Genomic DNA, 25,853 nt, shown 5'->3' with positions numbered 1-25,853 from the left:
GCCGCATTTCCTTCCGCGCGAATCCCTCCCGATCAGGGCTCCGGCCCCCATTCGGTGGGTTTTGGCGCGATCTGGAGGGTTGAACACCTCCAATCTGCCGAAAAAGCGGGCTGTCTCCAGTCCTGATGAAAAAGATCGCAGACCAATACTTCCATCGTCCAATGAATAATGGCACCCTCTGCATGCCGAAATGTTATGATTGGATGGTGGAATGGCGCGGATCAATTCGCGGCAGGTGGAGGCCTTCCGGGCGACGATGCTGACGGGCAGCGTGACCGAGGCGGCGGCGCTGATGAAGGTGACGCAGCCGGCCGTCAGCCGGTTGCTGCGCGACCTCCAGGCCCTGCTGAAAATGGAGCTGTTCGAGCGGCGCGGCACCGGTCTGGTGCCGACCGCCGCGGCGATGGCGCTCTACACCGAGGTCGAGCGCTCCTTCGTCGGCCTGGAACGCATCACTGCGGCGGCGGAAGAAATCCGCGGCCGGCGCACGGGCTCGCTACGCATCGCAGCACTGCCGGCGCTGTCGAACGGCTATCTGCCGCGGCTCACCGGTCACTTCCTGAAGGAGCGGCCAAACCTCAACCTGGCATTCTTCGGTGTCATCTCGCCGATCGTGGTCGACTGGGTGCTGAACAATCAATGTGACGTCGGCTTTGCCGAGGTGCCGATCGCGCATTCCGGTCTGCCGAGCCAGAGGCTGCCAGCGCCGGCGCGCGTCGCAGTGCTGCCGACCGGTCATCGCCTCGCGGAGAAGGAAGTGCTGGAGCCGCGCGATTTCGAGGGCGAGACCTTCATCTCGCTGTCCGCGGGATCGTCGAGCCGGCACCTCGTCGACCAGGTCTTCCACCGCCACGACGTCCGCCGCGTGCTGCGCGTCGAGACCACGCTTTCGGAGATCATGTGCGGCATGGTGTCGTCGGGCCTTGGCGTCGCGATCTGCGATCCTTTCACGGCGCAGGAATTTGCAACGCGCGGCGTCGTCGTACGCCGCTTCCTGCCGCGCATCGACTTCGAATTCTCCGCGGTGTTTCCGGCGCAGCGCAGTCCGTCGCCGGTGGCGCTGGATTTCGTCGAGACCGTACGCAAGGCGCTCGCCGAATTCGACGATCTGCCGGAGGCCGCGATCAGCCGTTGAACGCGGCCTGCGCCTCCGGCAGATCCCAGATCTTGCCGATTGCGGCGGTGCCCGCCGCCATGATCGCCGCCTCGTCCGCGCCGAGATAGTGTCCCTCATCGACCAGCACCCGGCCGTCGACCATGACCTGATCGATATTGGCGCGGTTGGCGAGTGCGATCAGCGCGCGACGCGGGTCGAACAGCGGCTGCAGATGCGGATGGGTGAGATCGACGACGGTGAGATCGGCGGTCGCGCCCGGCTCGATGCGGCCGAGATCGGGCCGCTTGATGACGTCGGCGGCCACGGCCGTGTTCGCCTCGATCAGCTCTGGCGAGTTCGCCACGTCAGGGCGCGCCGAAATGATCTTGGAGATCAGCGACGCTGCATTGAGCTCGCCGAGCAGGTCCATGTTGTAGCCGTCGGTGCCGACCACGGTGCGCACGCCGTGCGCGGCGAAGCGGCTGAACGCGGCGGTGATGCCGGCGCGGGCAAACACGCGCGGACAATTCAGCACGGTCATGCCGCGCGCGGCCATCAGCTTGAGATCGTCATCGCTGCTGAACATGCAATGCGCCGCCATCAGGTCGGGCGCGAGCAGGCCGAGCCAGTCCAGATATTCCGCCGGAGTGCGACCCCCGTAGCGCTTGCCGATGGTCTCGACCTCGGCGCGGCTCTGCGCCATGTGCGTGGTGATGGGCACGCCGAGCTCGCGCGCCCGGGTGGCGCAGGCCTTCAGCAGATCGGGGCCGCAGGTGTCGGTGGCATGCGGGCTCATGGCGAGGCTGATGCGGCCGTCGCCGCGATTGTTCCAGCGCTGATAGAGCGCGTCCCACGTCGCCATGTCCGCAGCGCCGTCATCGCCGGAATATTGGACCACACCGTCGGGACCGGCCTTGGCGTCGGACGTCGAGAACAGATAGGGCGCGCCGTAGAAGCGGATGCCCATCTCTTCCGCGGCGTCGAACATCTCGGGGATCGAGTTGCGGAACGGCTCCATCACCGTGGTGGCGCCGCCCTTGAGCAGTTGGAGGATGCCGAGCCGCGCCACCGCAAGGCGCTCTTCCGCCGACAGGATATCGGCGCCGCGCTTGGTCAGCGGCAGCAGCACCGTGTAGACGATGCTCTGGTTGTTCTTGCGGCCGTTGCCGTCCTCGGTGTGGCTGCGCGCCACCGCTTCCGAAAAGCAGTGATTGTGCAGGTTGAGCAGGCCCGGCAGGACGAAGCGGCCTGGGCGATCATGGACCTGATCGGCGCGCGGCTTGTCGCGCGTGATCGCTGCAATCTTCTTGCCCTCGACCAGAACCCAGTGGTCGCGCAAGACATCCTGCGCGCCGTCTTTGCGTGACAGCACATAGCTGCCGAAGATGGCTGTGGTGCTCATGCGGGGCGCACGTTCCAGAACACGGCGGTGCCGTCGAGAATGCCGGTGATCGCCTTGCGATAGGCGGTCGGCTGCTTGTACAGGCCGATCGGAATATAGGGGATTTCCTCGAACGCCACTCTCTGGACCTCGCGGCAGATGCGCTGCTGCTCCGCGAGTTCGGAGGCCGCCAGCCATTGGCTCCGCAAGGGTCCCATCTTCTCACTCGCATACCAGCCGGCGACCTTGCCTTCGCCCCGGATATTGGTGTTGCCGGCCGGATTGAGCCAGTCGATGCCCTGCCAGTTGCCCACCGCAGCGCTCCAGCCGCCCTGCCCGATCGGGTCTTTCTTGAGTTGGCGCTGCAGCACGACGGCGAAATCGAGTCCGGCATATTCGACGTTCATGCCGGCCCTGCGCAACGAGTCCACCGCGATCTCGCCGAGCGGCTTCTGCGCCAGGGAATTGGTGGGAACCAGCACCACGATCTTCTCGCCGTTGTAGCCGGCGGCTTTCAGGTCGGCTTTCACCTTGGCGTAGTCGCGCGGGCCGCGGAACACGTCGAGCCCGACCTCGTTCGCCATCGGCGTACCGGGTGCGAAATAGCCGATCGGTGAGACCTGGAAGGCGGGATCGGTGCCGGCGACAGCGGTCATGAACGCAGACTGGTCGATCGCCCCCAGGAGCGCGCGGCGGATGGCGGGATTGTCGAACGGCGGCTGCAGGTGGTTGAGGCGCAGCATGCAGGCGTAGCCTCTGGGATCGAGGATGCGCGTCTCGATGTCGCCGGCGGCCTTGATCACCGGCAAGAGATCGTGCGGCGTGGTCTCCTGCCAATCCTGCTCGCCGGTCTGCAGCGCGGCGACGCCGGTGCCGGCATCGGGCGTGGTGGTCCAGACCACGCGATCGTAATGCACGATCTTCGGCCCCGCGGTCCAATCCGGCTTGCCGTCGGTGCGCGGCTGGTAGCGCTCGAACTTGGCATAGGCGTTGCGCGCGCCCTGCACGCGCTCGTCGGCGAGGTAGCGGAATGGGCCGCTGCCGATCACCTCGGTGAGCGGCTTGAACGGATCCTGGCTCGCCAGCCGCTCCGGCATCATGAAGCAGGCGTTGATCGCGGCCTTGCCGAGCGCCTGCGGCAGCAGCGGAAAAGGACGCTTCAGACGGAAGCGGATGGTACGGTCGTCGGCGGCCGAGAGCTCGGCGGTCGCCTCCATCAGCTCGCCGCCAAAGCCGTCGCGCGCAGCCCAGCGGCGGATGCTGGCGACGCAGTCGCGCGCCAGCACGCGCTCGCCGTCGTGCCAGAACAGACCATCACGAAGCGTGAGGTCCCACTGCAGCAAGTCACCGGAGATCGTGTGACCAGACAGCATCTGTGGCGAGACCTTGAGCGAGGAGCTCATGCCGTAGAGCGTGTCGTAGACCATGAAGCCGTGGTTTCGCGATACCTGCGCGGTCGAATAGATGGGATCGACGAAGGCGAGGTCGATCACCGGAATGAAGCGCAGCGTGGATTGCGATTCAGCGCGGACGATGCCCGGCAGCGACAGCGCCGGCAGCGCCGCGCCAGCCTTGAGGAGCGAACGGCGGGAGATGGACATTATCGGGTACCGGCTTCGTGACGCAGGAAGTTTTTCGCGATGTTCTCGCCGGTGGTGATCCAGACATCCGGGCACGACTTTGCGTAGGTCAGGAACTCGCGCAGCAGGCGCAGCCGCATCGGGCGGCCGCTGCATTGCGGGTGCAGCACGGTCGTCACCATCGCGCCCCAGTCGCGGACCTCATCCAGCTCGTCCTTCCACATCGAGAGCACATGCTCCCTGGGGAAGATCGAGCGCGGACTGAAGCGCGCGGACAGGCCGTGCATCCAGTCGTCATAGCTCGCGGTGACCGGCAGTTCGATCGTGCCGGGCCTGCCGTCGGCGAGACGATGGCGATAGGGCCTGACGTCGTCGCGGAACGACGACGTGTAGACGATGCCGTGACGCACCAGCGCGACGCGCAGTTCCTCCGTGAACTCGCCATAGGGCGCGCGATAGCCGGTCGGCTTGACGCCGAGCCGGCGCTTCAGCGCCTCGAAGCCGCGCTCCAGCTCCTCCTCGATCCAGGGATCGCCGGGATCCGGCAGCAGATGGTGATAGCCGTGATGGCCGATCTCGTGACCGGCCTTGAGGATGGACTCCGCCATCGCCGGATGCGCGTCGACCGACCACCCCGTGACGAAGAACGTCGCCTTGAGATCGAGCTGGCCGAGCAGCTCCAGCAGCTTCGGCGTGCCGACGCGCGCCTCATAGCCGCCATAGCTCATCGTGATCAGGCGCTGCGCATGCAACGCGTCCTTGCTGGTCCAGGCGCTCTCGGCGTCCACGTCGAACGACAGGAACATCGCGGATGTGTACGGCTTCGGCCAGGGATAGTCGGGCGCGGGATCCGCGGTGTTGGCCGGAACGAGCGGGATGCTCTGGAGTGCCTTACTGTCCAGCATTGATGGTCGCCTTCTCGATTGCGTTGTCGCTCAATTTCCACTTCGCCAGCAGCGTCTTGTAGGTGCCGTCCGCGATCAGCGCGTCGACGGCTTCCAGCATTGCCTGCTGCAATGCCTTCTCCTTCACCGGCAGAGCAATGCCGGTGAATTGCTGTGCGATGGGCTCGCCCACGGTCGCATAGGTGTTGGGCTCGAGGTCCATGATGTAGGGCAGCGTCTCGTTACCCTGGGCGGCGGCATCGATGCGGCCCTGCCGCAGCTGGGTGCGCGCATCCGCCGAGCCGTCGGTGCCGACGACCTGGATCGGATTGCTGCCGCAGTTCTTCTCGCTCCAGGCCGCAATCTGCGCCGGGAACATGGTGCGGCGGCTGGATCCGACCTTCTTGCCGCACAGTGACGTCGCATCCTTGAATTCCGCCTTGCGCGACGCATGCACGAAGAACTGCGGGCCGCTGCGCAAATAATCCACGAAGGTCGCGACCTCGTGCCGGCTCGCATAGTCGGTGAAGCCGGACAGGATGGCGTCCACCCGCCCCGTCGAGATCGAGGGCATGAACTCGGCAAAGCTGGTCTCGGTCCATTCCATCTTGAGGCCGAGCTTGCGGCCGATGGCCTCGCCGAGATCGACGTCGAAACCGGAAAGCGCGTTGGTGGCGGGATCGCGGAACTCCATCGGCGGATAGTTCGGCACGATCGCCACTTTGAGGCTGCCGCGCTTGGCGATGTCAGGCGGCAATTCAGCCGCCGTCGCCGACGCGCTCATGGCGCCAAGGAACGCCGCCGCAAGCAAAAATCTCTTCATCTCCATACCCCCAATGTCAGATCACTGCCGAAAGAAATGCCTTGGTGCGCTCCTCGCGCGGTGCGCCCAACACGTCGGAGGCGCGGCCCTGCTCGACGATCGCACCCTGGTCCATGTAGACGACGCGGTCGGCGACCTCGCGGGCGAAGCCGAGCTCGTGCGTCACCACCATCATGGTCATGCCGCTTCGCGCCAGCTCCTTCATCACCGCGAGCACCTCGCCGACGAGCTCGGGATCGAGCGCGCTGGTGGGCTCGTCGAACAGCATCAGCATCGGCTTCATGGCCAGCGCCCGCGCGATCGCGACGCGCTGCTGCTGGCCGCCGGAGAGCTGCGCCGGATAGGAATCCGCCTTGGCCGCCAGCCCGACGCGGCGTACCAGTTCGGTCGCTTCAGTGCGCACCTCGTCCGGCTTGCGCCCCTGCACCTGGGTCGGACCTTCCGTGATGTTCTCCAGTGCGGTCTTGTGCGGGAACAGGTTGAAGCGCTGGAACACCATGCCGGTCTTGAGCCGCTGCCGCCCGATCTCGCGCTCGCTCAGGCGATGGAGTTTTCCGCCTTGCTCGCGCACCCCGAGCAGCTCGCCGTCGAGCCAGATGCCGCCGGCATCGATCGTGGCGAGCTGATTGATGCAGCGGAGCAGTGTGGTCTTGCCGGAACCCGAGGCGCCGATCAGGCACATCACCTCGCCGGGCCAGACGTCGAGCGAGACGTTCCTGAGAGCTTGAAACTCTCCAAAGTTCTTGGCTACGGAGCGGATCGCGACGAGCGGCTTTGTCATCGCGCCAGCCGCAATGTGCCGCGCGCAAAGCGGCGTTCGAGCAACATCTGGAGCGGTGTCAGGATCGAGACCGCGAGCAGGTACCAGAGCCCGGCGACGATCAAGAGCTCGATGACGCGGGAGTTGGCGTAGTAGATGTTCTCGGCATTGTGCAGCAGCTCCGGATACTGGATCACGCTGGCGAGCGAGGTCGCCTTCACCATGCCGATGAACTCGTTGCCGAGCGGCGGGATCACCACGCGCATCGCCTGCGGCAGCACGATGCGGCGCAGCGCGCGCAGTCGTCCCATGCCGATCGCCTGCGCCGCCTCATATTGCCCGATATCGACCGACAACATGCCGGCGCGCATCACTTCGGAGGTGTAGGCGCCCTGGTTGATACCAAGCCCGAGCAGCGCGGCAAGGAACGGCGTCATGACGTCGACGGCGCGCGCGGACCACAGACCGGGAATACCGATGGTCGGAAACACCAGCGCGAGGTTGAACCACAGCAGCAGCTGCAGGATCAGCGGCGTGCCGCGGAACAGCCAAGTGTAGCCGGCGGCGACCGACTTCAGCACCGGATTGGCCGACAGCCGCATGATCGCGACGACGATGCCGAGAAAGATGCCGAGCATCATCGCCAGCACCGCCATCACCATGGTGTTGACGATGCCTTCGAGTATGACCTTTGCGGTCAGGAAACGGCTGACATAGGACCATTCGATCTGGCCATTCGCAAAGGCGCGCGCGATCGCCGCCAGCACGAGAAGGATCAGGGCCGCGCTGATCCAGCGGAACCAGTGCGGCTCGCGCGCGATCCGCAGTCCCGACAGATCGGGAAATCCTTGCGCGAGTGCCGGCGCCGGCTTCATTGCGGCGCCGCGTTCAGCATGGGCTGGGCGACTGCATTGGTCCCCAAGCCCCATTTGTCGAGAATGGCCTTGTACGAGCCGTCAGCGATCATCGCCGCGAGCTTCTCCGTCACGACCTCGCGCAAGGCCGCATCGTCCTTGCGGAACATGATGCCCTGATAGCCCCTGGCAAAGGGCTCGCCGACGACACGGTATTTGCCGGGCTCCTGTTGCTGCGCATAAGGCAACGTCTCGCTGCCCTGCACGGCAGCGTCGATGCGGCCCTGCTTGAGCTGGTTGCGGACGTCGATGGAATTCTCGCCCGGAACGTACTGGATCGCGGGCTTGCCGGCCGGCTCGCAATTTTGCTTGCTCCACTTCTCGATCTCGACCGGGAAGCTGGTGCTGCGAGTGGTGCCGACCTTCCTGCCGCAGAGATCGGTGGCGTCCTTGGCTACGCTCTCCGCCATCACGAAGAACTGCGGGCCGGTCGCGAGGTAATCGACGAAATCGGCGGTCTCACGCCGCGAGGCACGATCGGAGATGCCGGAAATGATGAAGTCGGCCCGCTTGGTCGTGAGCGACGGGATCAGCTCGGCGAACGGCGTCTCGCTCCAGACGATCTTCAGCCCTCCGAGCCGCTTGGCGAGCTCCTTCGCCAGATCGATGTCGAGCCCAACCAGCTCGTTGGTTGCGGGGTCGCGATATTCCATCGGCGCGTAGGTGGAATTGACTGTCAGCTTCAGCGTGCCGGCCTGCTTGATCTCCGCCGGCAGCTCGGCGGCTCGCGCCGACGTCACAGCGGCCAGCGCTGCGCAGGTAAGCAAATACGAGAGGCGTGTCATGTCAGCTCCTTTTGCCAACGCCGCGACCGGCCGTTGATCAATCCGCGTCGAGAACGGCCGGCTCGATGATGCCGGCACGCTCGGTGATCACCCTGTATTGCTCGGGCCGCCGGTGGGCGGCGAAGTTGAACATCTTGTCCTTGCCCTGGCGGCAGAGGTCGAGATCGAGGTCGGCGACGATCACCTCGTCGGCCAGCGTCTGCGCCTGCGCGACGATGCGGCCATTGGGATCGACGATGCAGGAGCCGCCGATCAGGCCGGAGCCGTCCTCCTCGCCCGCCTTCGCCACCGAAATCGCCCAGGTCGCGTTCATGTAGGCGTTGGCCTGCGTCACCAGCGTCGAGTGGAAGGTGCGCAAGGCTCCGTCTTCGGTCGTGCCGCCGTTGGGATCATAGGCCGCCGAATTGTAGCCGATGCAGACGAGCTCGACGCCTTGCAGACCGAGCACGCGCCAGGATTCCGGCCAGCGCCGATCGTTGCAGATCATCATGCCCATGATGGCATGGGCCCATGACGAGCCGGCGCGGAAGGCGGGAAAGCCGAGGTCGCCATATTCGAAGTAGCGCTTCTCGAGTTGCTGGTAGCGCGCGCCCGGACGCGGCTCGACCGAGCCCGGCAGGTGCACCTTGCGATAGCGGCCGAGAACCTCGCCGTCGCGATCGACCAGGATGGAGCAATTGTAGCGCCGGCCCTCCGGCGTCAGCTCGGCATAGCCGACATAAAAGCCGACGCGGAGCGCACGTGCGCGATCGAACAGCTTTGCCACCGCGGGGTTCGGCATGCTGCGCTCGAAATACCCGTCGAGGGCCTCGCCTTCGAGCAGCCAGCGCGGGAAGAAAGTGGTGAAGGCGAGCTCCGGAAACACCACGAGGCTCGCACCCCGACCGGCCGCCTCCTCCAGCATGTCGAGCATCCGCGACAACGTGTGCTCGCGCGTATCGGCTTTTTGCGTCGGCCCCATCTGAGCGGCGGCGGCGCGAAGGACACGAACCAAGATTGCCTCCAATCTGTGCGCGTTGCTGCCTCAATGGGCGAACGAACCCTTTGATGCGACGTGCAAATCCGCGGCTATTACGGACAAGCACTGCTGCAAAATCAATTCGCGTTGCTATGATGTTTTGGCCCTGACTATAATCGGCAGTGATATGAACCTGCGTCAGCTCGAGATCCTGCGCGCCGTGATCCGCCACCGCACCACGGTGGCGGCGGCGGACGAGCTGGCGCTGTCGCAGCCGGCGGTCAGCAACGCGCTGAAGACGATGGAGGCGCAGGCGGGCTTTGCGCTGTTCGAGCGTGTCAACAACCGGCTGTTTCCAACCGCCGAAGCGATGGCGCTCTACAAGGAGAGCGAGGCAATCTTTGCGCTGCACGCCAAGCTCGAGAACCGCATGCGCGATTTGCGCGAGAACCGCGCCGGGCATCTCGCCATCGTGGCGACGCCGCCGCTCGCCTACAGCATCATTCCGTCCGCGCTCTCGGGCTTCCTGCGCCGCCGCCCGGAGACGCGGGTGTTCTTCGACGTACGGCGCTATGAGGGCATCATCGAGGGTGTGCTGAGCCGCGTCGCCGAGCTCGGCTTCGCGCTCGGATTGACGCATCATCCCGGGATCGCGCACGAGGTGGTGCACACCGGCGAGATGGTCTGCGTGCTGCCGCCGCAGCATCCGCTCGCAGAACGACCGGTGATCTCCGCCGCTGATCTCTCCGGCCTGCCCTTCATCGGGCTCGAACGCGGCACGCGGCTCGGCGAAGCCGTGCGCGACAGCTTTGCCCGTGCCGGCGCGCCGTTCCAGCCGACGGTCGAGGTGCGCTACTGCAACACGGCCTGCGTGCTGGCCGCCGCCGGCGTCGGTGCGGCGGTGGTCGATCCCTTCTCGCCGCGGCAGAACGGCGGCAGCGGCCTCGTCGTCCGTCCGTTCACGCCGACGACGCAGGCGGTCGCCTATATGCTATGGTCGGAAGCCGAGCCACTGTCGCGTCTGGCCAAGGCCTTTCTCAACGAGATCCGCAAGGAGAGCGCTCTGCTCGAGCGCACAGCGCCGCACCAGCAACATGGGGCAGAAAGCGGCTGAGCTTCGCAACCTTTTGACCGGGAGGCCCATGGCGCGCATCACCATCATCGAGACCGGAGCGGTGCCGCAAAAATACCGCGAGCGCCACGGTTCATTTCCGGACATGTTCGCGCGCATGATCCGCGCCGAGGAGCCGGCGGCGACGATCGAGGTCGTCAGCATTCCCAACGGCGATGCGCTTCCCGATCCGAGCAAGCTCGAGGCCGTCCTGATCACCGGCGCGGCGGTCGGGGTCTATGACAGGCTCGACTGGATCGCGCCGCTGGAAGATTTCGTGCGGACCGCTTACGCCAACAAGACGCCGATGGTCGGCGTCTGCTTCGGCCACCAGCTGATTGCGCAGGCGCTCGGCGGCACCGTGCGCAAATCGGAGCATGGCTGGGGCATCGGCCGGCATGTCTATCAGGTGCTGCCGGAGAACGGCGTCATCGACGGTGAAGCGGTCGCAATCGCCGCCTCGCATCAGGACCAGGTGATCGAGCCGCCAAGCGATGCGCTGACCATCCTCTCGTCCGACTTCACCCCGCATGCCGGCCTGCTCTATGCCAACGGCGCAACGTTGACCGTGCAGCCCCATCCGGAATTCGACGTGGGGTTTGCGCAAGTGTGCTGCGATCTGCGTGACGGCAAGGCGCCTGATGAAGTTGTCGCGACGGCACGAGCGTCGCTGGCGGAGCCGATGGATAATGCGAAGCTCGGCGGGGCGATTGCGCGGTTTCTGACGAGACGGTGATTTCACCTCGCCCCGCTTGCGGGGAGAGGTCCGATTGCATCCAAGATGCAATCCGGGTGAGAGGAATTCTCCGCGAGTCCAGCTGTCACCGAATCTGCTGAGGCAGCCCCTCACCCCAACCCTCTCCCCGTAAGAACGGGGAGAGGGAGAGGAAGCAGTTCAGAACGGTTCGCTCCCCAGCCCCGGCACATCAGCCGGCCGCGGGCCCGGCGCCGCCCAGTGGAAGCGGCGGTCCTTTTCCGCGATGGCGATGTCGTTAATCGAGGCCTCGCGCCGCTTCATCAGGCCGTGCTCGTCGAACTCCCATTGCTCGTTGCCGTAGGAGCGATACCACTGGCCGCCGGCATCGTGCCACTCGTACTGGAAGCGCACCGCGATCCGGTTGCCGTCGAAGGCCCAGAGATCCTTGATCAGGCGGTAATCCTGCTCCTTCTCCCATTTGCGGGTGAGGAAGGCGATGATGGCCTCACGGCCCTGAAAAACTTCCGAACGGTTGCGCCAGCGGCTGTCCTCGGTATAGGCGAGCGACACGCGGACCGGATCGCGTGAATTCCAGGCGTCCTCGGCCATACGGGCCTTTTGCGCAGCGGTCTCGCGGGTGAAGGGTGGAAGCGGCGGGCGCGACATGATGGCCTCATCGGTTGATCGGGCCGTGAATGTATCGGCCCGATTGGTGGAGTCGATAGGCCATCCGCTATCGAACGATCACGAAACCAGATCGGCCTTCATCAGCTGGCGGATCGATTTCGGGATCGGCTGGGCGCGGCCGCCGCTGATGAAGGCGACGCGGACCTCGGCTTTCACCAGCACGTCGTCACCGCGCCGCACCTCCTGCGCCAGCATGATGGACGCCCCTTTCACCGCGACCGGCCAGGTCACGACGTCGAGCACGTCATCCATCCGCGCGGGCTTAAGGAAGTCCAGATGCATCGAACGCACCACGAAGGCGAAGCCCGCGCCCTCTGTCTCGGTCTGCTCGAACAGCACCTGCTGCTCGGCACCCATCAGCCTGAGATGATTGGTGCGTCCGCGCTCCATGTAGCGCAGGTAATTGGCATGATAGACGATGCCGGAAAAGTCCGTGTCCTCGTAGTAGACCCGGACCTGCATGTGGTGGCGGCCGTCGCGGATCTCGCCGTCGAGATGAGCTGTCACGTCGCGAGCCTCTTCGCTGGTCGGTAACCGGCACGTTTTGCGCAAAAACAGCCGGACGCGCAAGCGTGTTAGGACACAACCAGCCCTGACCTTCCCAGCGTCACCTCGACGATCTCGGGCGGCACGCCGACGCGGAGCGGCATGATGCTGCAACCGAGGCCGCCGGAAACAATGAGATCGCATTTCAGGCGGAAGTGGCCATAGGCGAGCCGCAGGCCGTTCTTGGGCGCGACGGCCGGCGACCAGCCGAGCAGGCGGACCTGGCCGCCATGGGTATGGCCGGACAATTGCAGCGCGACGCGCGCGGGCACGAGCGGCGCAATGTTGGGCTCGTGCGCGAGCAGGATGATCGGCGCATCGTCAGTGATCTTCGCCAGCGTAGCATTGAGATCGTCGGCACCGAAGCGCACCACGTTCCGGAAGCGCCGCGCCGGCAGGAAGGCGAGCTGATCGCCGAGACCGGCAAGCCAGAACGGACGTCCGTCCTTGGTGAGGCGCACAGCATCGTTCTCGTAGACGGGGATGCCGGCCGCCTCCAGCGCCCGATGCGCGATGGTCGGTCCGTGCCCGGCCCGCTGCACGGTCCTGTCGTCCCAATAATCGTGATTGCCCATGACGGCATGGACGCCGAGCGGCGCCTTCAGGCGCGCCAGCACCCTCGCCCATTCGCTCGACGGAATGAAGCGCGTGACATGGTGAAGGCCGGCGACATAGTCGCCGAGCAGCACGATGAGATCGGCGTTGAGCGCGTTGGTCCGGTCGACGATGTCCTCGATGCGCTCCAGCGACATCCAGGGATCGCAGGCATGGATGTCAGCGATGGCGGCAATCTTCAGCGGAAAATCCGCCGGCCACTGCCGCGGCATCGGATGATAGCGCGTGACGCGGAGGCGCAGCACCGGCTCGACACCGACACCGTAGGCGGCGGTCGAGACGCCGAGGGCGGACAGACCGCCGATGGAACGGATGAGATGACGGCGCGTGATCATGGAAGCCCGATGATGATGCGGCGTCTTGATGATATCCGATTGGAGCGGAATTGGGGTGCGTTCGTGCAGATCGTCTGCACGAGGTTAACGGAAATTCATCAAAGCCGGGACGGCGCGAGGTTCAGCAGATCACTCGTCGCTGTCATCCGTGCCGAACAGGCCGAACTGCGCCGCCGCATCGCGCGAGGGCTCGGCGAGGCCGAGATGGCGGAAGGCGTGCGAGGTCAGCAGCCGGCCGCGCGGAGTGCGCTGCAGATAGCCGCACTGGATGAGATAGGGCTCGATGATGTCCTCGATGGCATCGCGCGGCTCCGACAAGGCCGCAGCCATGGTCTCGACGCCGACCGGGCCGCCGCCATAGTTGAGCGCGATGGTCGTGAGATAGCGGCGATCCATCGCGTCCAGGCCGGCAGCATCGACCTCGAGCGCGCTCAGCGCGTGGTCGGCAATCTTGCGGTCGATCTTGTCGGCATCGGCCGCGGAGGCGAAATCGCGCACGCGGCGGAGCAGGCGGCCGGCGATGCGCGGGGTGCCGCGGGCGCGGCGCGCGATCTCGTTGGCCCCGTCAGCGCTCATGCCGACGTTGAGCACGCGCGCGCCGCGGCTGACGATGCTCTCCAACTCCTCGATCGTGTAGAAGTTGAGCCGGACCGGAATGCCGAAGCGGTCGCGCAGAGGATTGGTCAGCAGGCCGGCGCGCGTGGTGGCGCCGACCAGGGTGAATTTCGACAGCTCGATCTTCACCGAGCGCGCCGCCGGGCCCTCGCCGATGATGAGGTCGAGCTGAAAGTCCTCCATCGCGGGATAGAGCACCTCTTCCACCGCGGGGCTGAGGCGATGGATCTCGTCGATGAAGAGCACGTCGCGCTCTTCGAGATTGGTCAGCAGCGCCGCGAGGTCGCCGGCCTTGGCGATCACAGGGCCCGAGGTGGCACGGAAACCGACGCCGAGCTCTTTCGCCACGATCTGCGCCAGCGTGGTCTTGCCGAGCCCCGGGGGACCTACGAACAGCACGTGGTCCAGCGCCTCGCCGCGCTTGCGCGCCGCTTCGATGAAGATCGAGAGATTCTTGCGCGCCTGCGCCTGGCCGACGAAGTCGGACAGCGATTGCGGCCGCAGTGCAGTATCGCCGACATCATCGCTGCGGCGCTCGGGCGAGACCATGCGGCTGGCCTTGGGGTCGCTCACTTCGCGAGCTCCTTCAACCCGAGCCGGATCAGCTGCGCCGTCTCGGCGCCCTCACCCGCGTTGCGCGAGGCCGAGGCAATCGCCGCGGCGGCTTGCGGCTGGCCGTAGCCGAGATTGACCAGCGCGGAGATCGCATCCGCCACGGGCCGCGGCGCGCGCTGGTCGTCGACGGCACCTGCAAGATGCACCACGGCGGGATCGACATTGGCGAAGGCCGGCGCCTTGTCCTTCAACTCGGTGACGATGCGCTCGGCGACCTTCGGGCCGACGCCGGGCGTGCGCGCCACCGCGGCCTTGTCGCGCAGCGCGATCGCATTGGCGAGATCGGCCGGCGAGAGCGTGCCGAGCACGGCCAGCGCGACCTTGGCGCCGACGCCCTGCACGGTCTGGAGCAGGCGAAACCATTCGCGCTCCTGATCGGTGCGGAAGCCAAACAGCTTGATCTGGTCCTCGCGGACATAGGTCTCGATCGACAGCACAGCGGCCTCGCCCGGCGAGGGCAGATGCTGCAAGGTGCGCGAGGAGCAGTGCACCTGATAGCCGACGCCGCCGACGTCGAGGATGACGAAATCCTCGCCGTAGGAATCGATCAAGCCCTTGAGCTTGCCGATCATATCCCCACCACCTTCAGCCGCAGCGCCGTGCTCTGGCGGTGATGGGCGTGGGTGATGGCGATGGCGAGCGCGTCGGCGGCGTCCGCGGACGGCGGCTCGGCCTTGGGCAGCAGGATCTTTAGCATCATCGCGATCTGTTGCTTGTCGGCGTGGCCGGCACCGACGACGGTCTTCTTGACCTGGTTCGGCGCATATTCGGCGACAGAGATGCCGAACATTGCGGGCGCCAGCATGGCGACGCCGCGGGCCTGGCCGAGCTTCAGCGTCGCAACGCCGTCCTTGTTCACGAAGGTCTGCTCGACCGCGGCTTCCATCGGCTGGTGGTTGGAGAGAACGGCAGCAAGCCCTTCATGGATCGCGAGCAGCCGGCTCGACAGCGGCAAATCGTCCGGCGGTTCCACCGAGCCGCAGGCGACGTAGGCCAAGCGATTGCCCTCGGCCTCGATCACGCCCCAGCCGGTGCGGCGCAGGCCGGGGTCGATGCCGATGATGCGAACGGGGCCACGAATCGGGAGCGCGGTCATGCGCCAGTGATAGCGGCTGGCTGCCCTGGAGGAAACAGAAACAGAACGGAAGTAACAGGGGAAGTAGGGCCGTGAGCCCTACCCGCCCATCTTCGCAACAAGCGCGTCCGACACCTCGAAATTGGCGTAGACGTTCTGGACGTCGTCGTGCTCGTTGAGCAGGTCCATCAGCTTCAAGAGCTTCTCGCCGGTCTCGTCGTCGACCGTAACCGTGTTCTGCGGCTTCCAGATCAGCGCGGCCTTGCGCGGCTCGCCGAACTTGGCTTCCAGCGCCTTGGCGACGTCGCGATAGCTTTCGGTCGAGGCGTAGATCTCGTGACCGTTCTCGCCCGAGACCACATCGTCGGCGCCGGCCTCGATTGCGGCGTCCAGCACCGCATCGTCGGAGGCGACGCTGCGGTCGTATTCGATGATGCCGGTGCGGTCGAACATGAAGGAGACCGAGCCGGTTTCGCCGAGATTGCCGCCGGACTTGGTGAAGAAGGAGCGGATGTCGGAGGCAGCGCGGTTGCGGTTGTCGGTCAGCGCCTCGACTATGACGGCGACCCCGCCAGGGCCGTAGCCCTCGTAGCGGATCTCGTCATAGTTCTCGCCGTCGCTGCCGAGTGCCTTCTTGATGGCGCGCTCGATATTGTCCTTCGGCATGTTCTCCTGTCGCGCCGCGATCACGGCGGCACGCAGGCGCGGGTTCATCGCGGGGTCAGGGGTGCCCAGCTTGGCGGCGACGGTGATTTCACGCGCCAGCTTGCCGAACAGCTTCGACTTCTGGGCATCCTGCCGCCCCTTGCGGTGCATGATGTTCTTGAATTGGGAATGTCCGGCCATGCGTGGTCTCGTGAAGGAAGCGTGCGTCAAGATGAGTGCGGGAAGCGCGGCCTTATAGGCCGCCAACCCACCGGAATCAAAGGGCTCGGCTTGTCCTGAGGTAGCCCTGTAAAGGTAGCCGCCGCAACGGCGCCTGCCTAGATGTCGGGCACCGTTAACCCTGATTTCATTCCGTTTTGCGAAAATAGCGCCCGACCGTCCCCCGACAAGAGAGACCCGATGGCCTTCGGACTATTTCGGAAGCGTCTGCCGGACACGGCCGCGCCCGCGGCAGCCCCGGAGGCTGCGCAGCCGGCGGCCCCTGCCGCACCCGCCCCGACCGCCGACAGTGATTCGGCCCGGGAAATCCTGGAATTGCTGGAACTCGAGCTCGGCGCCATGATCCGCCAGCTCGAGCGCGCCGCCAATTCGGTGGCCGGCGGCGCCGAGGCGACCGCGGCGACCCTCGCCGCCATTCGCGACCGCACCGACGCCCTGACCGGCCGGACCAACGCGGCGCAATCCACCGCCTCCACCTTCGCCCATGCCGCCGACAAGTTCACCCAGTCGGCGCAAGGGATCGGCGCACAGGTCCGCGAGGCCGGCAAGCTCGCCGACGAGGCCAGCGCCGCCGCGCAGGAAGCCCGCGCCAATGTCGACCGCCTGCGCGAATCCTCCGCCGCGATCGGCAACGTCGTCAATCTGATCGCGCAGATCGCGCGGCAGACCACGCTGCTCGCGCTCAACTCGACGATCGAGGCCGCGCGCGCGGGCGCGGCCGGAAAAGGCTTTGCCGTCGTCGCCACCGAGGTCAAGGCGCTCGCGGTGCAGACCCAGAGTGCGACCGAGGAGATCACGAAGAAGATCGACGCATTGCAGCGCGACGCCGCCGGCTCGGCGGATGCGGTGCACCGCATCTCGCAGGCGATCGAGGCGATCCGTCCGGTGTTCGACACCGTCAACGGCGCGGTTGCCGAGCAGAATGCCACGACCAGCGAAGTCTCCGGCAATGCCGCCAGCGCCTCGGAGTTCATCATCTCGGTCGGCGAGAGCGCGGCCGAGATCGACGCGGCGACCAAAGCGGCCGAGTCCCATGGCGAGAGCGTCGCCAGCGCCGGCAAGGCCGTCACCACTTTCGCCCGCAAGCTGAAATCGCGTTGCGCGGTGCTGCTGCGCCAGACCGAGCACGACGACCGCCGCAAGACCGAGCGGCTGCCGTGCCACCTCAAATTCGAGACCGCGCGCGGCGTGATGCCGGTCTATGAAATCGCGATGGAGGGCGTGCTGATCGGCGGCGCGGACGCAAGCCGGCTCGCCGCGCAGTCTACGATCGAAGGCAGCCTGGAGGACATCGGCGCCTGCCGCCTGCGCGTGCTCGAGCAATCCAAGGCCGGCGCCCGCGCGCAATTCGTCGGCGCCAATCCCGCACTCAGCGAGAAGATCGAGGACAAGCTCTGGTCGATCCATGAGGAGAACACCGAGTTCGTCACCCGCGCCATGGAGGCGGGCAATGCGCTGACGCAGATATTCGAGCAGGCGGTTGCGCGCGGCGAGGTCAAGCTCGATGACCTCTTCGACACGGACTATCTGGAAATCGCCGGCACCAATCCGCAGCAATACCGCACCAAATATCTCGACTGGGCCGATCGCGCCCTGCCGCCGTTCCAGGAAGCCTTTTTGGCGCGGGAGTCGCGGATGGCGTTCTGCGCCATGGTCGACCGCAACGGCTTCTTGCCGGTGCACAACAAGATCTATTCGCATCCGCAGCGGCCGGGCGACGTCGCCTGGAACACGGCCAACAGCCGCAACCGGCGCATCTTCAACGATCCGGCGGGGTTAGCTGCCGCACGCAACCTGCGATCGTACCTGGTCCAGAGCTATGCGCGCGACATGGGCAACGGGAACACGGTGATGATGCGGGAGATCGACGTCCCTATCCGCGTGCAGGGCCGGCACTGGGGTGGCTTCCGCACGGCCTACAAGCTGTAGCGCATCCCGTGCACGCGCCTGCACTCCTGGGCAAGACGCCGGGCGCGAATCATCCTCTAAGGTCGGGCCTGGAATCGGAATGCCGCCGAGGAGCCGATCAACGGCTCCGACTGGAGAGAGCCCGTACATGTCCTTTGCACAACTTGCCGTATTGGACACTGCCTCCAACCGGACGCTCGCCGAACGCCTGATCGACCAGCTCGCCGACCGCATCGGCGGTCTCGGCGTCGAGCTCGCCGACATCGCCGGCAACGTCCAGGACGTCGCAAACCGCGTCGCGAGCCAGTCGGAACGGTTTCACCATTTGCAGAAGACGGCCGAGACGATGGTCTCGGCCAACCACGACATCGCCAACGCCTCGCAGGCGGTGCAAACCACGACGTCGGCCGCGGTCGGCGAGATCGCGCAGTCGCGCAGCGCCGTCGACACCGCGGTCAGCCACATCTCCGAGCTCGTCGCCGCGGTGGAGCGAATCGAGGCGCGCCTGTCCGCCGTCGGCGCGGCGCTGGCGCAGGTGGCGAAGGTCTCCGGCTCGATCGAGGCGATCGCCAAGCAGACCAACCTGCTCGCGCTCAACGCCACCATCGAAGCCGCGCGCGCCGGCAATGCCGGCCGCGGCTTCGCCGTGGTCGCAAGCGAGGTCAAGAACCTCGCGGAGGCCACGCGCCAGGCCACGCATGAGATCTCCGACACCGTGCGCGATCTCGACGGCCAGATCGAGGGCCTGATCGGCGAGAGCAGCGACGCCTCGCAGCGCGCCAAGACCGCCGGCGAAGGCGCGCAAGCGATCTCCGGCATCATCTCGCGCGTCCAGCAGGGCTTCGCCTCGGTCGAAGCCGAGATCGACGGCGTCGCGCGCGCGGCGACCTCCAACCTCGGCCATTGCGACACCGTGATCAGCGAGCTGAGCGAGCTCGCCAAGGGCGTCGACCTCTCCTCGCGCGACCTCAGAAGCGCCGACGAACGGGTGGCGAAGCTGCTCGACGCCTCCGAAGGCCTGATCGCGCTGATCGCCGACAGCGGCGTGGAGACATCGGACGCGCCGCTGATCCGCATCGTCGTCGACACCGCGAAGCGGATCTCGGCCGAGTTCGAAGCTGCGATCGAGCGCGGCGAGATCACGCTCGACCAGCTCATGGACGAGGATTACCGCGAGATATCAGGCACCGATCCGAAGCAGTACAACACCGCCTACGTCGACTTCACCGACCGCGTGCTGCCCGCGATCCAGGACCCGATCCAGAAGTCCGATCCACGCATCGTGTTCTGCGTCGCCTGGGCGAGGGGCGGATACCTGCCGACCCACAATCCGAACTACCGCCTGCCGCAGGGCAAGGACCCGGTCTGGAACAACGCCAATTGCCGCAACCGCCGCCTGTTCACCGACCGCGCAGTGAAGAAGGTCGCGGCCAACACAAAACCCTTCCTGCTGCAAACCTATCGCCGAGACATGGGCGGCGGGCAGTTCGTGCTGATGAAGGACCTGTCCTCGCCGATCATGATCCGCGGCAAGCACTGGGGCGCCTTCCGGATGGGCTTTCGCCAGGGCTGACGAGGACGCTCCGGCACCCCCCCAAAACAAAAACTCGAAAACAACCCCATGCACAGTAGCGGGGGTGTGCGGAATCAATGGCTTGCGCCGGCAGGCCGTGGCGCGCGTTGACTCGTCGGGCAAAACAGGGGTAGATTGCTAATATTCCGAAAATGCGAGAGGCGTGCCTGCGGTCTCCCCGCGGGCTGCACTGGTGCGGCGGCCGACGTTGCCGTAGAAATGCCGCCGCGCATTCGGGGCGCAAACCCGACACAGCAAGCTGGTTTTTTGATGTCCTGTCCACCTGCCCAAATCGGCGCGCCGTTTTCCGAGATCGATACACCGGCGCTGATCATCGACCTCGATGCCTTCGAGCGCAATCTCGATACGATGGCGGCACAGGTCGGCAAGCTCGGCGTTCGCTTGCGTCCGCATGCGAAGACCCACAAATCGCCGATCATTGCGGCCAAGCAGATCGCGCGCGGCGCAATCGGCATGTGCTGCCAGAAGGTCGCCGAGGCCGAGATCCTGGTTGCGGGCGGGGTGAGCGACGTGCTCGTCAGCAATGAGGTGGTGGGCCCGCGGAAGCTGGAACGGCTCGCAGGCCTCGCGCGCCACGCACGCATCAGCGTTTGCGTGGACGATGCGATCATGGTCGAGCAACTGTCGCACGCCGCGGAGCGGGCAGGATCGCACATCGAAGTCCTGGTCGAAATCGACGTCGGTGCCGGTCGCTGCGGCGTCAGGCCGGGGCCGGCGGCGGCCATTCTGGCGCGGCAGGTGGCGGGGTCGCGCTTCCTGTCGTTCGGCGGCTTGCAGGCCTATCACGGCTCCGCCCAGCATTTGCGCACGCCGGAGGAGCGGCGCGCTGCCATCGCCGGTGCCGCGAACGCGACCGCGGAGACACTGCGCGTCCTCAAGGACGCGGGCTTTCAGTGCCGGACGATTGGCGGCGCGGGCACCGGCACGTTCGAGCTCGAAGGCGCGAGCGGCATCTGGAACGAATTGCAGGCGGGCTCCTATATTTTCATGGACGCCGACTACGCCAAGAACCTCGCCGACGGGGCGCGCAACGCCAATCCGTTCGAGCATGCGCTGTTCGTGATCGCGACCGTGATGAGCACCGGCGCCGGCGAACGCGCCGTTATCGATGCCGGTCACAAGGCGCTGTCGAACGACAGCGGATTTCCGGTCGTGCTCGGCCGGCCCGACCTGCGCTATCATCGCCCCTCCGACGAGCACGGCCTGCTCGATTTCGACAGCGCTTCGTCGCGACCGGCGATCGGCGACAAGGTGACGCTGATCCCCGGCCATTGCGACCCGACCGTCAATCTCTACGACTGGTATGTCGGCGTGCGCGGCTTCAACACGCCGGGTGCCCGCGTGGAGGCACTTTGGCCAGTCGCGGCGCGGGGCGCGATCACCTGAGATTGCGTGATTGCGCGCGCCGATCTCCGCCGTCGTCCCGGACAAGCGAAACGCGGATCCGAGACGGATACGCCGCAGCATTGGTTTGGCGAAGACGCGGAGTGACAACCTTCGCGAAGCAACTGCGCCTTGGGGTTATGGGTTCTGGCCCCTCGTTCGCAATTGCGGGCCAAGGCGTACACTCATAATTCGGGACTGCCCGTTTCCAAGGGACGAGCAGACGTGGCCTGCCCCGACTGGGAACGACTGCAATGACCCATTTCAGACCTAACAGGTGTTTCGAAGAATGGCTAAACTCCGCGGCGACCAAGGCTTCCTTTTCGCGGGTAGGGGGCGACGTATGCGAAGACGAGAGTTCTTCAGCGTTGTCGGCGGAGCGGCGGCTTGGCCGTTGGCTGCGCGCGCTCAGCAAACGGTTCTGCCTCTAATCGGCGTACTCAGCAGCCGAGGCGCGAGCGACTCTGCGATGTTGATGGGAGCGTTCAGGAAGGGACTGAATGAGCTTGGATTCAGTGACGGAAAGACTGTTTCGACAAAATACAATTTTGCAGACGGAAATCTCGATAAGTTGCCCGATTTGGCTACCGATCTTGTTCGGCAGAACGTAAGCGTCCTTGTAGCTGTTGGTGGTTCGAACTCGGCGCTCGCGGCCAGGAGAGCGAGTTCAACGGTACGGCATTCTCGAACGAGTACGCAAAACTCCTGTTGTTGATCGGAAGCGAAGTCGACGTAATTGCAAAGATGCTCTGTAACCGAGAGGCTGCTGGTCAGAACGCCAGCAACATCATCCACTATCAGGCCATTCTCACGGCGCGGTTCGCCGGTCTACACCAGATTGGGATCGACATTCCGAGGTACAGGCGGAAAGTTCAACCGTGGCTGTCATGGGACCCGGCCAACCCGATACCGCCCATCTGGTGGACCGCTCACAACAAGGTCAAGCATGAGCGCGACACTAACTTCTGGCGAGCCAATCAGCAGAACACACTTGAAGCTATCTGCGGGCTGCTCGCTCTCCTACTGTATTGGTTCAAAGATGAGGGACATCTTCAACCATATCCAGAGCTGCTGAATTTCGGATTTCCTGAGTTTCTTGTGAGCCATGGAGGCCAGAAGCCTCCTGGCGCATGAACAACGCCTCCCTGAGAGGAGCGACGACGAGTTAACGACGGTCTATTGGCCCATCTGCGACATTCGGCCATGTCCGAGTCAATTCTGAGTTGCGCCAGATAACGGACATTCGCGCCCAGCGGAGCGATCCTCCCAAATTGAATCCGAGAGCTGAACCATCAAGCCTGTACCCGCTCGCGCCCAATCTGTGCCTGGTCACTTGCGGCGCCACTCCACACCGGAAGCTCCTACTTGATCTCCCATGTGACCGTGTGGTGGTTGACGAGCGCTCTCGCTCCGCCTGGCAGATCGTGAAGCCGGGTCCTCGTAACGTTGCCCTCCCCGCTGATCCCTTTGTATTTTCCTGTGCCGGCGACCAGCTTGAAATTGGTGCCTTCGAAAACATCAAATATGCTGTCCCCATCCGGGTCCGTCAGCACGCAGCTACCGGAAATTCGGAACTGCTCGGCGATCGTCGTCCAGTTTTGCAGGCACCGCACGACGGTGTTGTTGAACGGTCCATCGCCCTTTACGTTCTGCATCACGCCGCCGTAGTCCCACACACCGCCATTTCCTGCGCCGCTGTCGATGCTTTCGAGCGTGCGCACGGTAGCATAGGTATTGAACTCGGCTTGGCCGCGCTTCGGAAAGTCAGCAGCTGCTGCGTAGAGCGGGACCAAAGTCGTCGCGACGAGCACAGCGGCGTGGAACATAAATGTCGCTTTCATGACCGAACCTCCCGGAAGAATGAAGCCTGTTGGCCTTTGACAAAGCCAATGTAGCGGAGCGCTGAAAGACCGGAATCCCGCAAAGATGGAAATCCATGCCGCGTAGATGGGATGGCTTCCATACGGTACACGGCTCCGCGTGCTATTACGGCGATTCAGGAAGCTGGCAGCAGCAGATTGAGCGTCGTGCCCGCGGCGGACGGCTGGATATCGAGGCGGCCGCCGATGATTTTCGCGCGATGTCTCATGCTGGCGATACCTCGACCGCTGCGTTCGCCGCAGAAACCTGTGCCGTTGTCGCGCACCTGGATGTAGACGTGTTCGCCAGTCGTGTCCAATCCGATCTCCACCTGTATGCTGGTCGCGTGGGCGTGCTTCACGATATTGGTGAACGCCTCCTGCAGGATGCGCAGGATGTGCAAGACGTTCTGCGGAGTCAGGCAGGAGAGCTCCGGCACTTCGCTCACTCGCCAGTCGAGATTAATGCCCTGTTTGCGCAGTCGTTCGTCGAGCCGATAGCGCAGGTTTCCCAACACCGGGAGGAGATCGTTTTCGGTCGGCTCCAGCGAGTCGATGGTGAGTCGAAGATCAGCGAGACATTCGCGCAACGCGGCCGCGACCTCCGTTGCCGAATAATCGCCGTGCTCCACCAGGCTCAAGGTCGAGATCAACTGCGCGCCGATTCCGTCGTGCATATCACGCATGATCCGGCTGCGCTCTTCCACGACAGCCTGATGGCGTTCCATGATGTGCATACGCTCGTAGGTACGAGCCAGCTCGGCGTGCTTCTCTGTGACGCGCTTCTCCAATTCTGCGCTGAGCTTTTCGAATTCAGTGAGTGACCTTGCGAAGCGGTCGATGAGCATCCAGCCAATCACGATGAACATCGGCAGATAGGCATAGGGTTGATAGTGTGGCAGGTCGATCGGATAGGCCAAAAGGTATTCGTTGGCGGAGATGACGAGCTTGAAGGATCCAGCGATTGCCAGGCATAGCGTCTCCACGGTCTTTCGTTGCAAGCCGATGGTCCAGAAGATGGCGACATAGATGACGGTGACGACAAAGCTCATGAGCCACCATTTCTGGATGACCCATCCTCCGATGCCTGCGAGGGCGGCGTAGTCGAGCAACGGCGAGACGATCAGATAAGCCCACAACCAACGCTCCAGGCGTGGTCGGCGCCATCCGCCATAGCGCAGCGCGAAAAGGCACATGAGCACGATGTAGGCTACCAACGCACTGCGGACCGCCAGGTCCCAGTGCGGAAAGGGAAACACCGGTTCGCTGACGACGTATCTGCCAGCGACGTACAAGGCGAACGCGAGCGCTGCCAATCCGGCGTAGCCGTACACGGTCTCGTGACGGCGGCGCAGCCATAGCAACAATAAGAAAAGCCCGAAACCGGCTGTAAGGACAACGATCACCCGCGGGCCGGTCACGGCAACTAAGACGCGCTGCTCGTAGGCAGCACGCACTCGCCGTTCCGGCCCAATCGTCATGCCTGATAATGCACCCCGCGTGCCGCTTTTGACCCATAACCGCAGATGGAGGGTGTTGGTGCCCGCGCGCAGCAGGTCGGGACGAATGGAAAATAGCCGGGGCGGAAATCCGACAAAGGCCGGCGGAGCATTCGGTACAAATGGTTCGGATTGGCGTGCGGTGCGCGAGATGCGTTCGACGGCCCCCGCTTGGCCAACGAGAGTCCAGTTCACGTACAAGGTTCCAGATGTCTCAAGCAACGGCAAGTAGGCGGCGAAGAACTCGTCAGGCGCGGCAGGCAGGACGATCTGCAGCCGGTACCATCCGTAGCCCCAGTCTCCGGGATGCGAAACACGCCAGTTGTCCGGCAAAATTTGAGGCCGCCAGGCTGCCGAATCCGCCGGTGGCTCAGGGGAATCGCTCAAGATGAAACCGGCGCGATCGAGTTGCACCAGCGTTTCGCGAGCGGCGCCGAAGGATGGCATTGATAGCGGCATAAGGGCAATTGCGACTGCAAGGACAGCGGCTCCCAACAACCAACGCAGGTTCGGTGACGACCGCCCAATCGCTCCCCCGACGAGCCTAGATAAGCCCCATCCTGCCGGCCTCATAGACCGCCTCCCCACGGGAATGCACCGCGAGCTTCTGATAAATTTTCTTCACATGGGAAATAACTGTGTGTTGTGAGACGCCGAGCAACCGGGCGATCTCGGCGAAGCTGAACCCCTTGGCGATGAAACTGAGAATCTCCGATTCCCGCGCCGAAAGCGGAGTTTCCTCAGTCGGGCCGGTCGCCGCAATGCCGTGAGGCTTGAGACGCTTGAGCAGCTGCCGGGCGATCACCGGGCTGATCGGAGATCCGCCGGCGCGCAGTTGTTTGATCAACTCGACGAACTCCTGCGGCAAGCTGTCTTTGAGAATGTAGCCTGTCGCCCCGGCCTCGATGCTGGCGAGCACATGGTCTTCGTCGCCGAAGACGGTGATGACCATAATGTCCGTGTCGGGGTGGCGGCGCGCTGTCTCACGGATCAGGTCGATGCCGCTGCCGTCAGGGAGACCGAGGTCCGTCAGCAATACGTCCGGCGTCGCTCTGCTCATTGCCTGCCGCGCGGAAGCGAGGTCGCTCACTGCGGCGAACAGTTCAAGGTCGGCGTGAGAGGCCACAATCCTGCAAAACCGCGTGAGAAACGCTGGATCGTCCTCGACCACCATTACCGTCGTCACGATACCCTCCCAACAACCGCAGCTTGCGAGGATAGCGACTAATTCGCATTTTGAGCATACCG

General features: G+C 64.8%; 25 protein-coding genes. 7 read left to right on the top strand and 18 right to left on the bottom strand.

The window, feature by feature from the left end; genetic code table 11:
- Positions 1-211 precede the first annotated feature (211 nt).
- Positions 212-1,135, top strand: a complete 924-nt coding sequence (locus P0R31_RS21750; protein ID WP_275516184.1) for a LysR substrate-binding domain-containing protein — start codon at positions 212-214, stop codon at positions 1,133-1,135.
- Here the strand turns inward: P0R31_RS21750 and P0R31_RS21745 are convergent.
- The 8 genes from P0R31_RS21745 to P0R31_RS21710 are packed head-to-tail and all read right to left on the bottom strand — an operon-like array spanning position 1,125 to position 9,217.
- Positions 1,125-2,498, bottom strand: coding sequence for an amidohydrolase family protein (locus P0R31_RS21745; RefSeq protein ID WP_275516183.1), 1,374 nt, complete (start codon positions 2,496-2,498; stop codon positions 1,125-1,127). The genes P0R31_RS21750 and P0R31_RS21745 overlap by 11 nt on opposite strands.
- On the bottom strand, positions 2,495-4,078 hold the full coding sequence (locus P0R31_RS21740) for an ABC transporter substrate-binding protein (protein ID WP_275516181.1): 1,584 nt from the start codon (positions 4,076-4,078) through the stop codon (positions 2,495-2,497). Before P0R31_RS21740 ends, P0R31_RS21745 begins: the two co-directional genes overlap by 4 nt.
- Positions 4,078-4,962 (bottom strand): polysaccharide deacetylase family protein, encoded by an 885-nt coding sequence (locus P0R31_RS21735; protein ID WP_275516179.1) that lies wholly within the window; start codon positions 4,960-4,962, stop codon positions 4,078-4,080. Before P0R31_RS21735 ends, P0R31_RS21740 begins: the two co-directional genes overlap by 1 nt.
- Positions 4,949-5,764 carry an ABC transporter substrate-binding protein gene (locus tag P0R31_RS21730; RefSeq protein ID WP_275516178.1) on the bottom strand — a complete coding sequence of 272 codons (816 nt, stop codon included), beginning with the start codon at positions 5,762-5,764 and terminating at the stop codon, positions 4,949-4,951. Before P0R31_RS21730 ends, P0R31_RS21735 begins: the two co-directional genes overlap by 14 nt.
- 16 nt (positions 5,765-5,780) lie before the next feature.
- Entirely contained in the window at positions 5,781-6,545 is a 765-nt protein-coding gene (locus P0R31_RS21725; protein WP_275516177.1) for an amino acid ABC transporter ATP-binding protein, read from the bottom strand.
- Entirely contained in the window at positions 6,542-7,399 is an 858-nt protein-coding gene (locus P0R31_RS21720) for an amino acid ABC transporter permease (protein ID WP_198399742.1), read from the bottom strand. The genes P0R31_RS21725 and P0R31_RS21720 overlap by 4 nt, the downstream gene beginning before the upstream one ends.
- Positions 7,396-8,223, bottom strand: a complete 828-nt coding sequence (locus tag P0R31_RS21715; RefSeq protein ID WP_275516176.1) for an ABC transporter substrate-binding protein — start codon at positions 8,221-8,223, stop codon at positions 7,396-7,398. The genes P0R31_RS21720 and P0R31_RS21715 overlap by 4 nt, the downstream gene beginning before the upstream one ends.
- Before the next feature lie 37 nt (positions 8,224-8,260).
- On the bottom strand, positions 8,261-9,217 hold the full coding sequence (locus P0R31_RS21710) for an N-carbamoyl-D-amino-acid hydrolase (RefSeq protein ID WP_275516174.1): 957 nt from the start codon (positions 9,215-9,217) through the stop codon (positions 8,261-8,263).
- Between the two features lie 151 nt (positions 9,218-9,368).
- Here P0R31_RS21710 and P0R31_RS21705 point away from each other — a divergent pair, with 151 nt between their 5' ends.
- Positions 9,369-10,295: a LysR family transcriptional regulator gene (locus tag P0R31_RS21705; RefSeq protein ID WP_275516173.1), complete on the top strand. Its 927-nt coding sequence runs from the start codon at positions 9,369-9,371 to the stop codon at positions 10,293-10,295.
- A 28-nt stretch (positions 10,296-10,323) separates the two neighbouring features.
- Entirely contained in the window at positions 10,324-11,028 is a 705-nt protein-coding gene (locus P0R31_RS21700) for a type 1 glutamine amidotransferase (RefSeq protein ID WP_275516171.1), read from the top strand.
- 159 nt (positions 11,029-11,187) lie between these two features.
- Here the strand turns inward: P0R31_RS21700 and P0R31_RS21695 are convergent, their stop codons facing one another.
- From P0R31_RS21695 to P0R31_RS21665, 7 genes are all read right to left on the bottom strand, one after another.
- Positions 11,188-11,655 (bottom strand): nuclear transport factor 2 family protein, encoded by a 468-nt coding sequence (locus P0R31_RS21695; RefSeq protein WP_275516170.1) that lies wholly within the window; start codon positions 11,653-11,655, stop codon positions 11,188-11,190.
- Between the two features lie 78 nt (positions 11,656-11,733).
- Complete coding sequence (gene ybgC / locus P0R31_RS21690; RefSeq protein ID WP_275516168.1) at positions 11,734-12,183, bottom strand: tol-pal system-associated acyl-CoA thioesterase; 450 nt, start codon at positions 12,181-12,183, stop codon at positions 11,734-11,736.
- Between the two features lie 68 nt (positions 12,184-12,251).
- Positions 12,252-13,172 (bottom strand): metallophosphoesterase, encoded by a 921-nt coding sequence (locus P0R31_RS21685; RefSeq protein WP_275516167.1) that lies wholly within the window; start codon positions 13,170-13,172, stop codon positions 12,252-12,254.
- Between the two features lie 129 nt (positions 13,173-13,301).
- Positions 13,302-14,336, bottom strand: coding sequence for a Holliday junction branch migration DNA helicase RuvB (ruvB, locus tag P0R31_RS21680; RefSeq protein ID WP_275516276.1), 1,035 nt, complete (start codon positions 14,334-14,336; stop codon positions 13,302-13,304).
- Positions 14,337-14,356: 20 nt separating this feature from the next.
- Positions 14,357-14,974: a Holliday junction branch migration protein RuvA gene (gene ruvA, locus P0R31_RS21675; RefSeq protein ID WP_275516166.1), complete on the bottom strand. Its 618-nt coding sequence runs from the start codon at positions 14,972-14,974 to the stop codon at positions 14,357-14,359.
- Positions 14,971-15,498 carry a crossover junction endodeoxyribonuclease RuvC gene (gene ruvC / locus P0R31_RS21670; RefSeq protein ID WP_275516165.1) on the bottom strand — a complete coding sequence of 176 codons (528 nt, stop codon included), beginning with the start codon at positions 15,496-15,498 and terminating at the stop codon, positions 14,971-14,973. The genes ruvA and ruvC overlap by 4 nt, the downstream gene beginning before the upstream one ends.
- A 78-nt stretch (positions 15,499-15,576) precedes the next feature.
- Entirely contained in the window at positions 15,577-16,323 is a 747-nt protein-coding gene (locus P0R31_RS21665) for a YebC/PmpR family DNA-binding transcriptional regulator (RefSeq protein WP_275510585.1), read from the bottom strand.
- Positions 16,324-16,542: 219 nt separating this feature from the next.
- Here P0R31_RS21665 and P0R31_RS21660 point away from each other — a divergent pair, with 219 nt between their 5' ends.
- From P0R31_RS21660 to P0R31_RS21645, 4 genes are all read left to right on the top strand, one after another.
- Positions 16,543-18,291 (top strand): methyl-accepting chemotaxis protein, encoded by a 1,749-nt coding sequence (locus P0R31_RS21660; RefSeq protein WP_275516163.1) that lies wholly within the window; start codon positions 16,543-16,545, stop codon positions 18,289-18,291.
- A gap of 127 nt (positions 18,292-18,418) precedes the next feature.
- On the top strand, positions 18,419-19,843 hold the full coding sequence (locus P0R31_RS21655) for a methyl-accepting chemotaxis protein (protein ID WP_275516161.1): 1,425 nt from the start codon (positions 18,419-18,421) through the stop codon (positions 19,841-19,843).
- A gap of 270 nt (positions 19,844-20,113) precedes the next feature.
- Positions 20,114-21,250, top strand: coding sequence for a DSD1 family PLP-dependent enzyme (locus tag P0R31_RS21650; protein WP_275516160.1), 1,137 nt, complete (start codon positions 20,114-20,116; stop codon positions 21,248-21,250).
- Positions 21,251-21,955: 705 nt separating this feature from the next.
- Positions 21,956-22,381: a hypothetical protein gene (locus tag P0R31_RS21645; protein ID WP_275516159.1), complete on the top strand. Its 426-nt coding sequence runs from the start codon at positions 21,956-21,958 to the stop codon at positions 22,379-22,381.
- Positions 22,382-22,608: 227 nt separating this feature from the next.
- On the opposite strand, the gene P0R31_RS21640 is transcribed toward P0R31_RS21645, so the two are convergent.
- The 3 genes from P0R31_RS21640 to P0R31_RS21630 form a co-directional block, all read right to left on the bottom strand.
- On the bottom strand, positions 22,609-23,088 hold the full coding sequence (locus tag P0R31_RS21640; protein WP_275516157.1) for a hypothetical protein: 480 nt from the start codon (positions 23,086-23,088) through the stop codon (positions 22,609-22,611).
- A gap of 155 nt (positions 23,089-23,243) precedes the next feature.
- The gene (locus P0R31_RS21635; RefSeq protein WP_275516154.1) at positions 23,244-25,052 is read right to left on the bottom strand and encodes a sensor histidine kinase; all 1,809 of its coding nucleotides are present in this window, start codon (positions 25,050-25,052) and stop codon (positions 23,244-23,246) included.
- A gap of 97 nt (positions 25,053-25,149) precedes the next feature.
- Positions 25,150-25,791 carry a response regulator transcription factor gene (locus P0R31_RS21630; RefSeq protein ID WP_275516153.1) on the bottom strand — a complete coding sequence of 214 codons (642 nt, stop codon included), beginning with the start codon at positions 25,789-25,791 and terminating at the stop codon, positions 25,150-25,152.
- Positions 25,792-25,853 lie beyond the last annotated feature (62 nt).

The organism is Bradyrhizobium yuanmingense, assembly GCF_029167105.1.
GTDB lineage: Bacteria > Pseudomonadota > Alphaproteobacteria > Rhizobiales > Xanthobacteraceae > Bradyrhizobium > Bradyrhizobium yuanmingense_A.
This window is presented reverse-complemented; position numbering and strand designations above follow the sequence as displayed.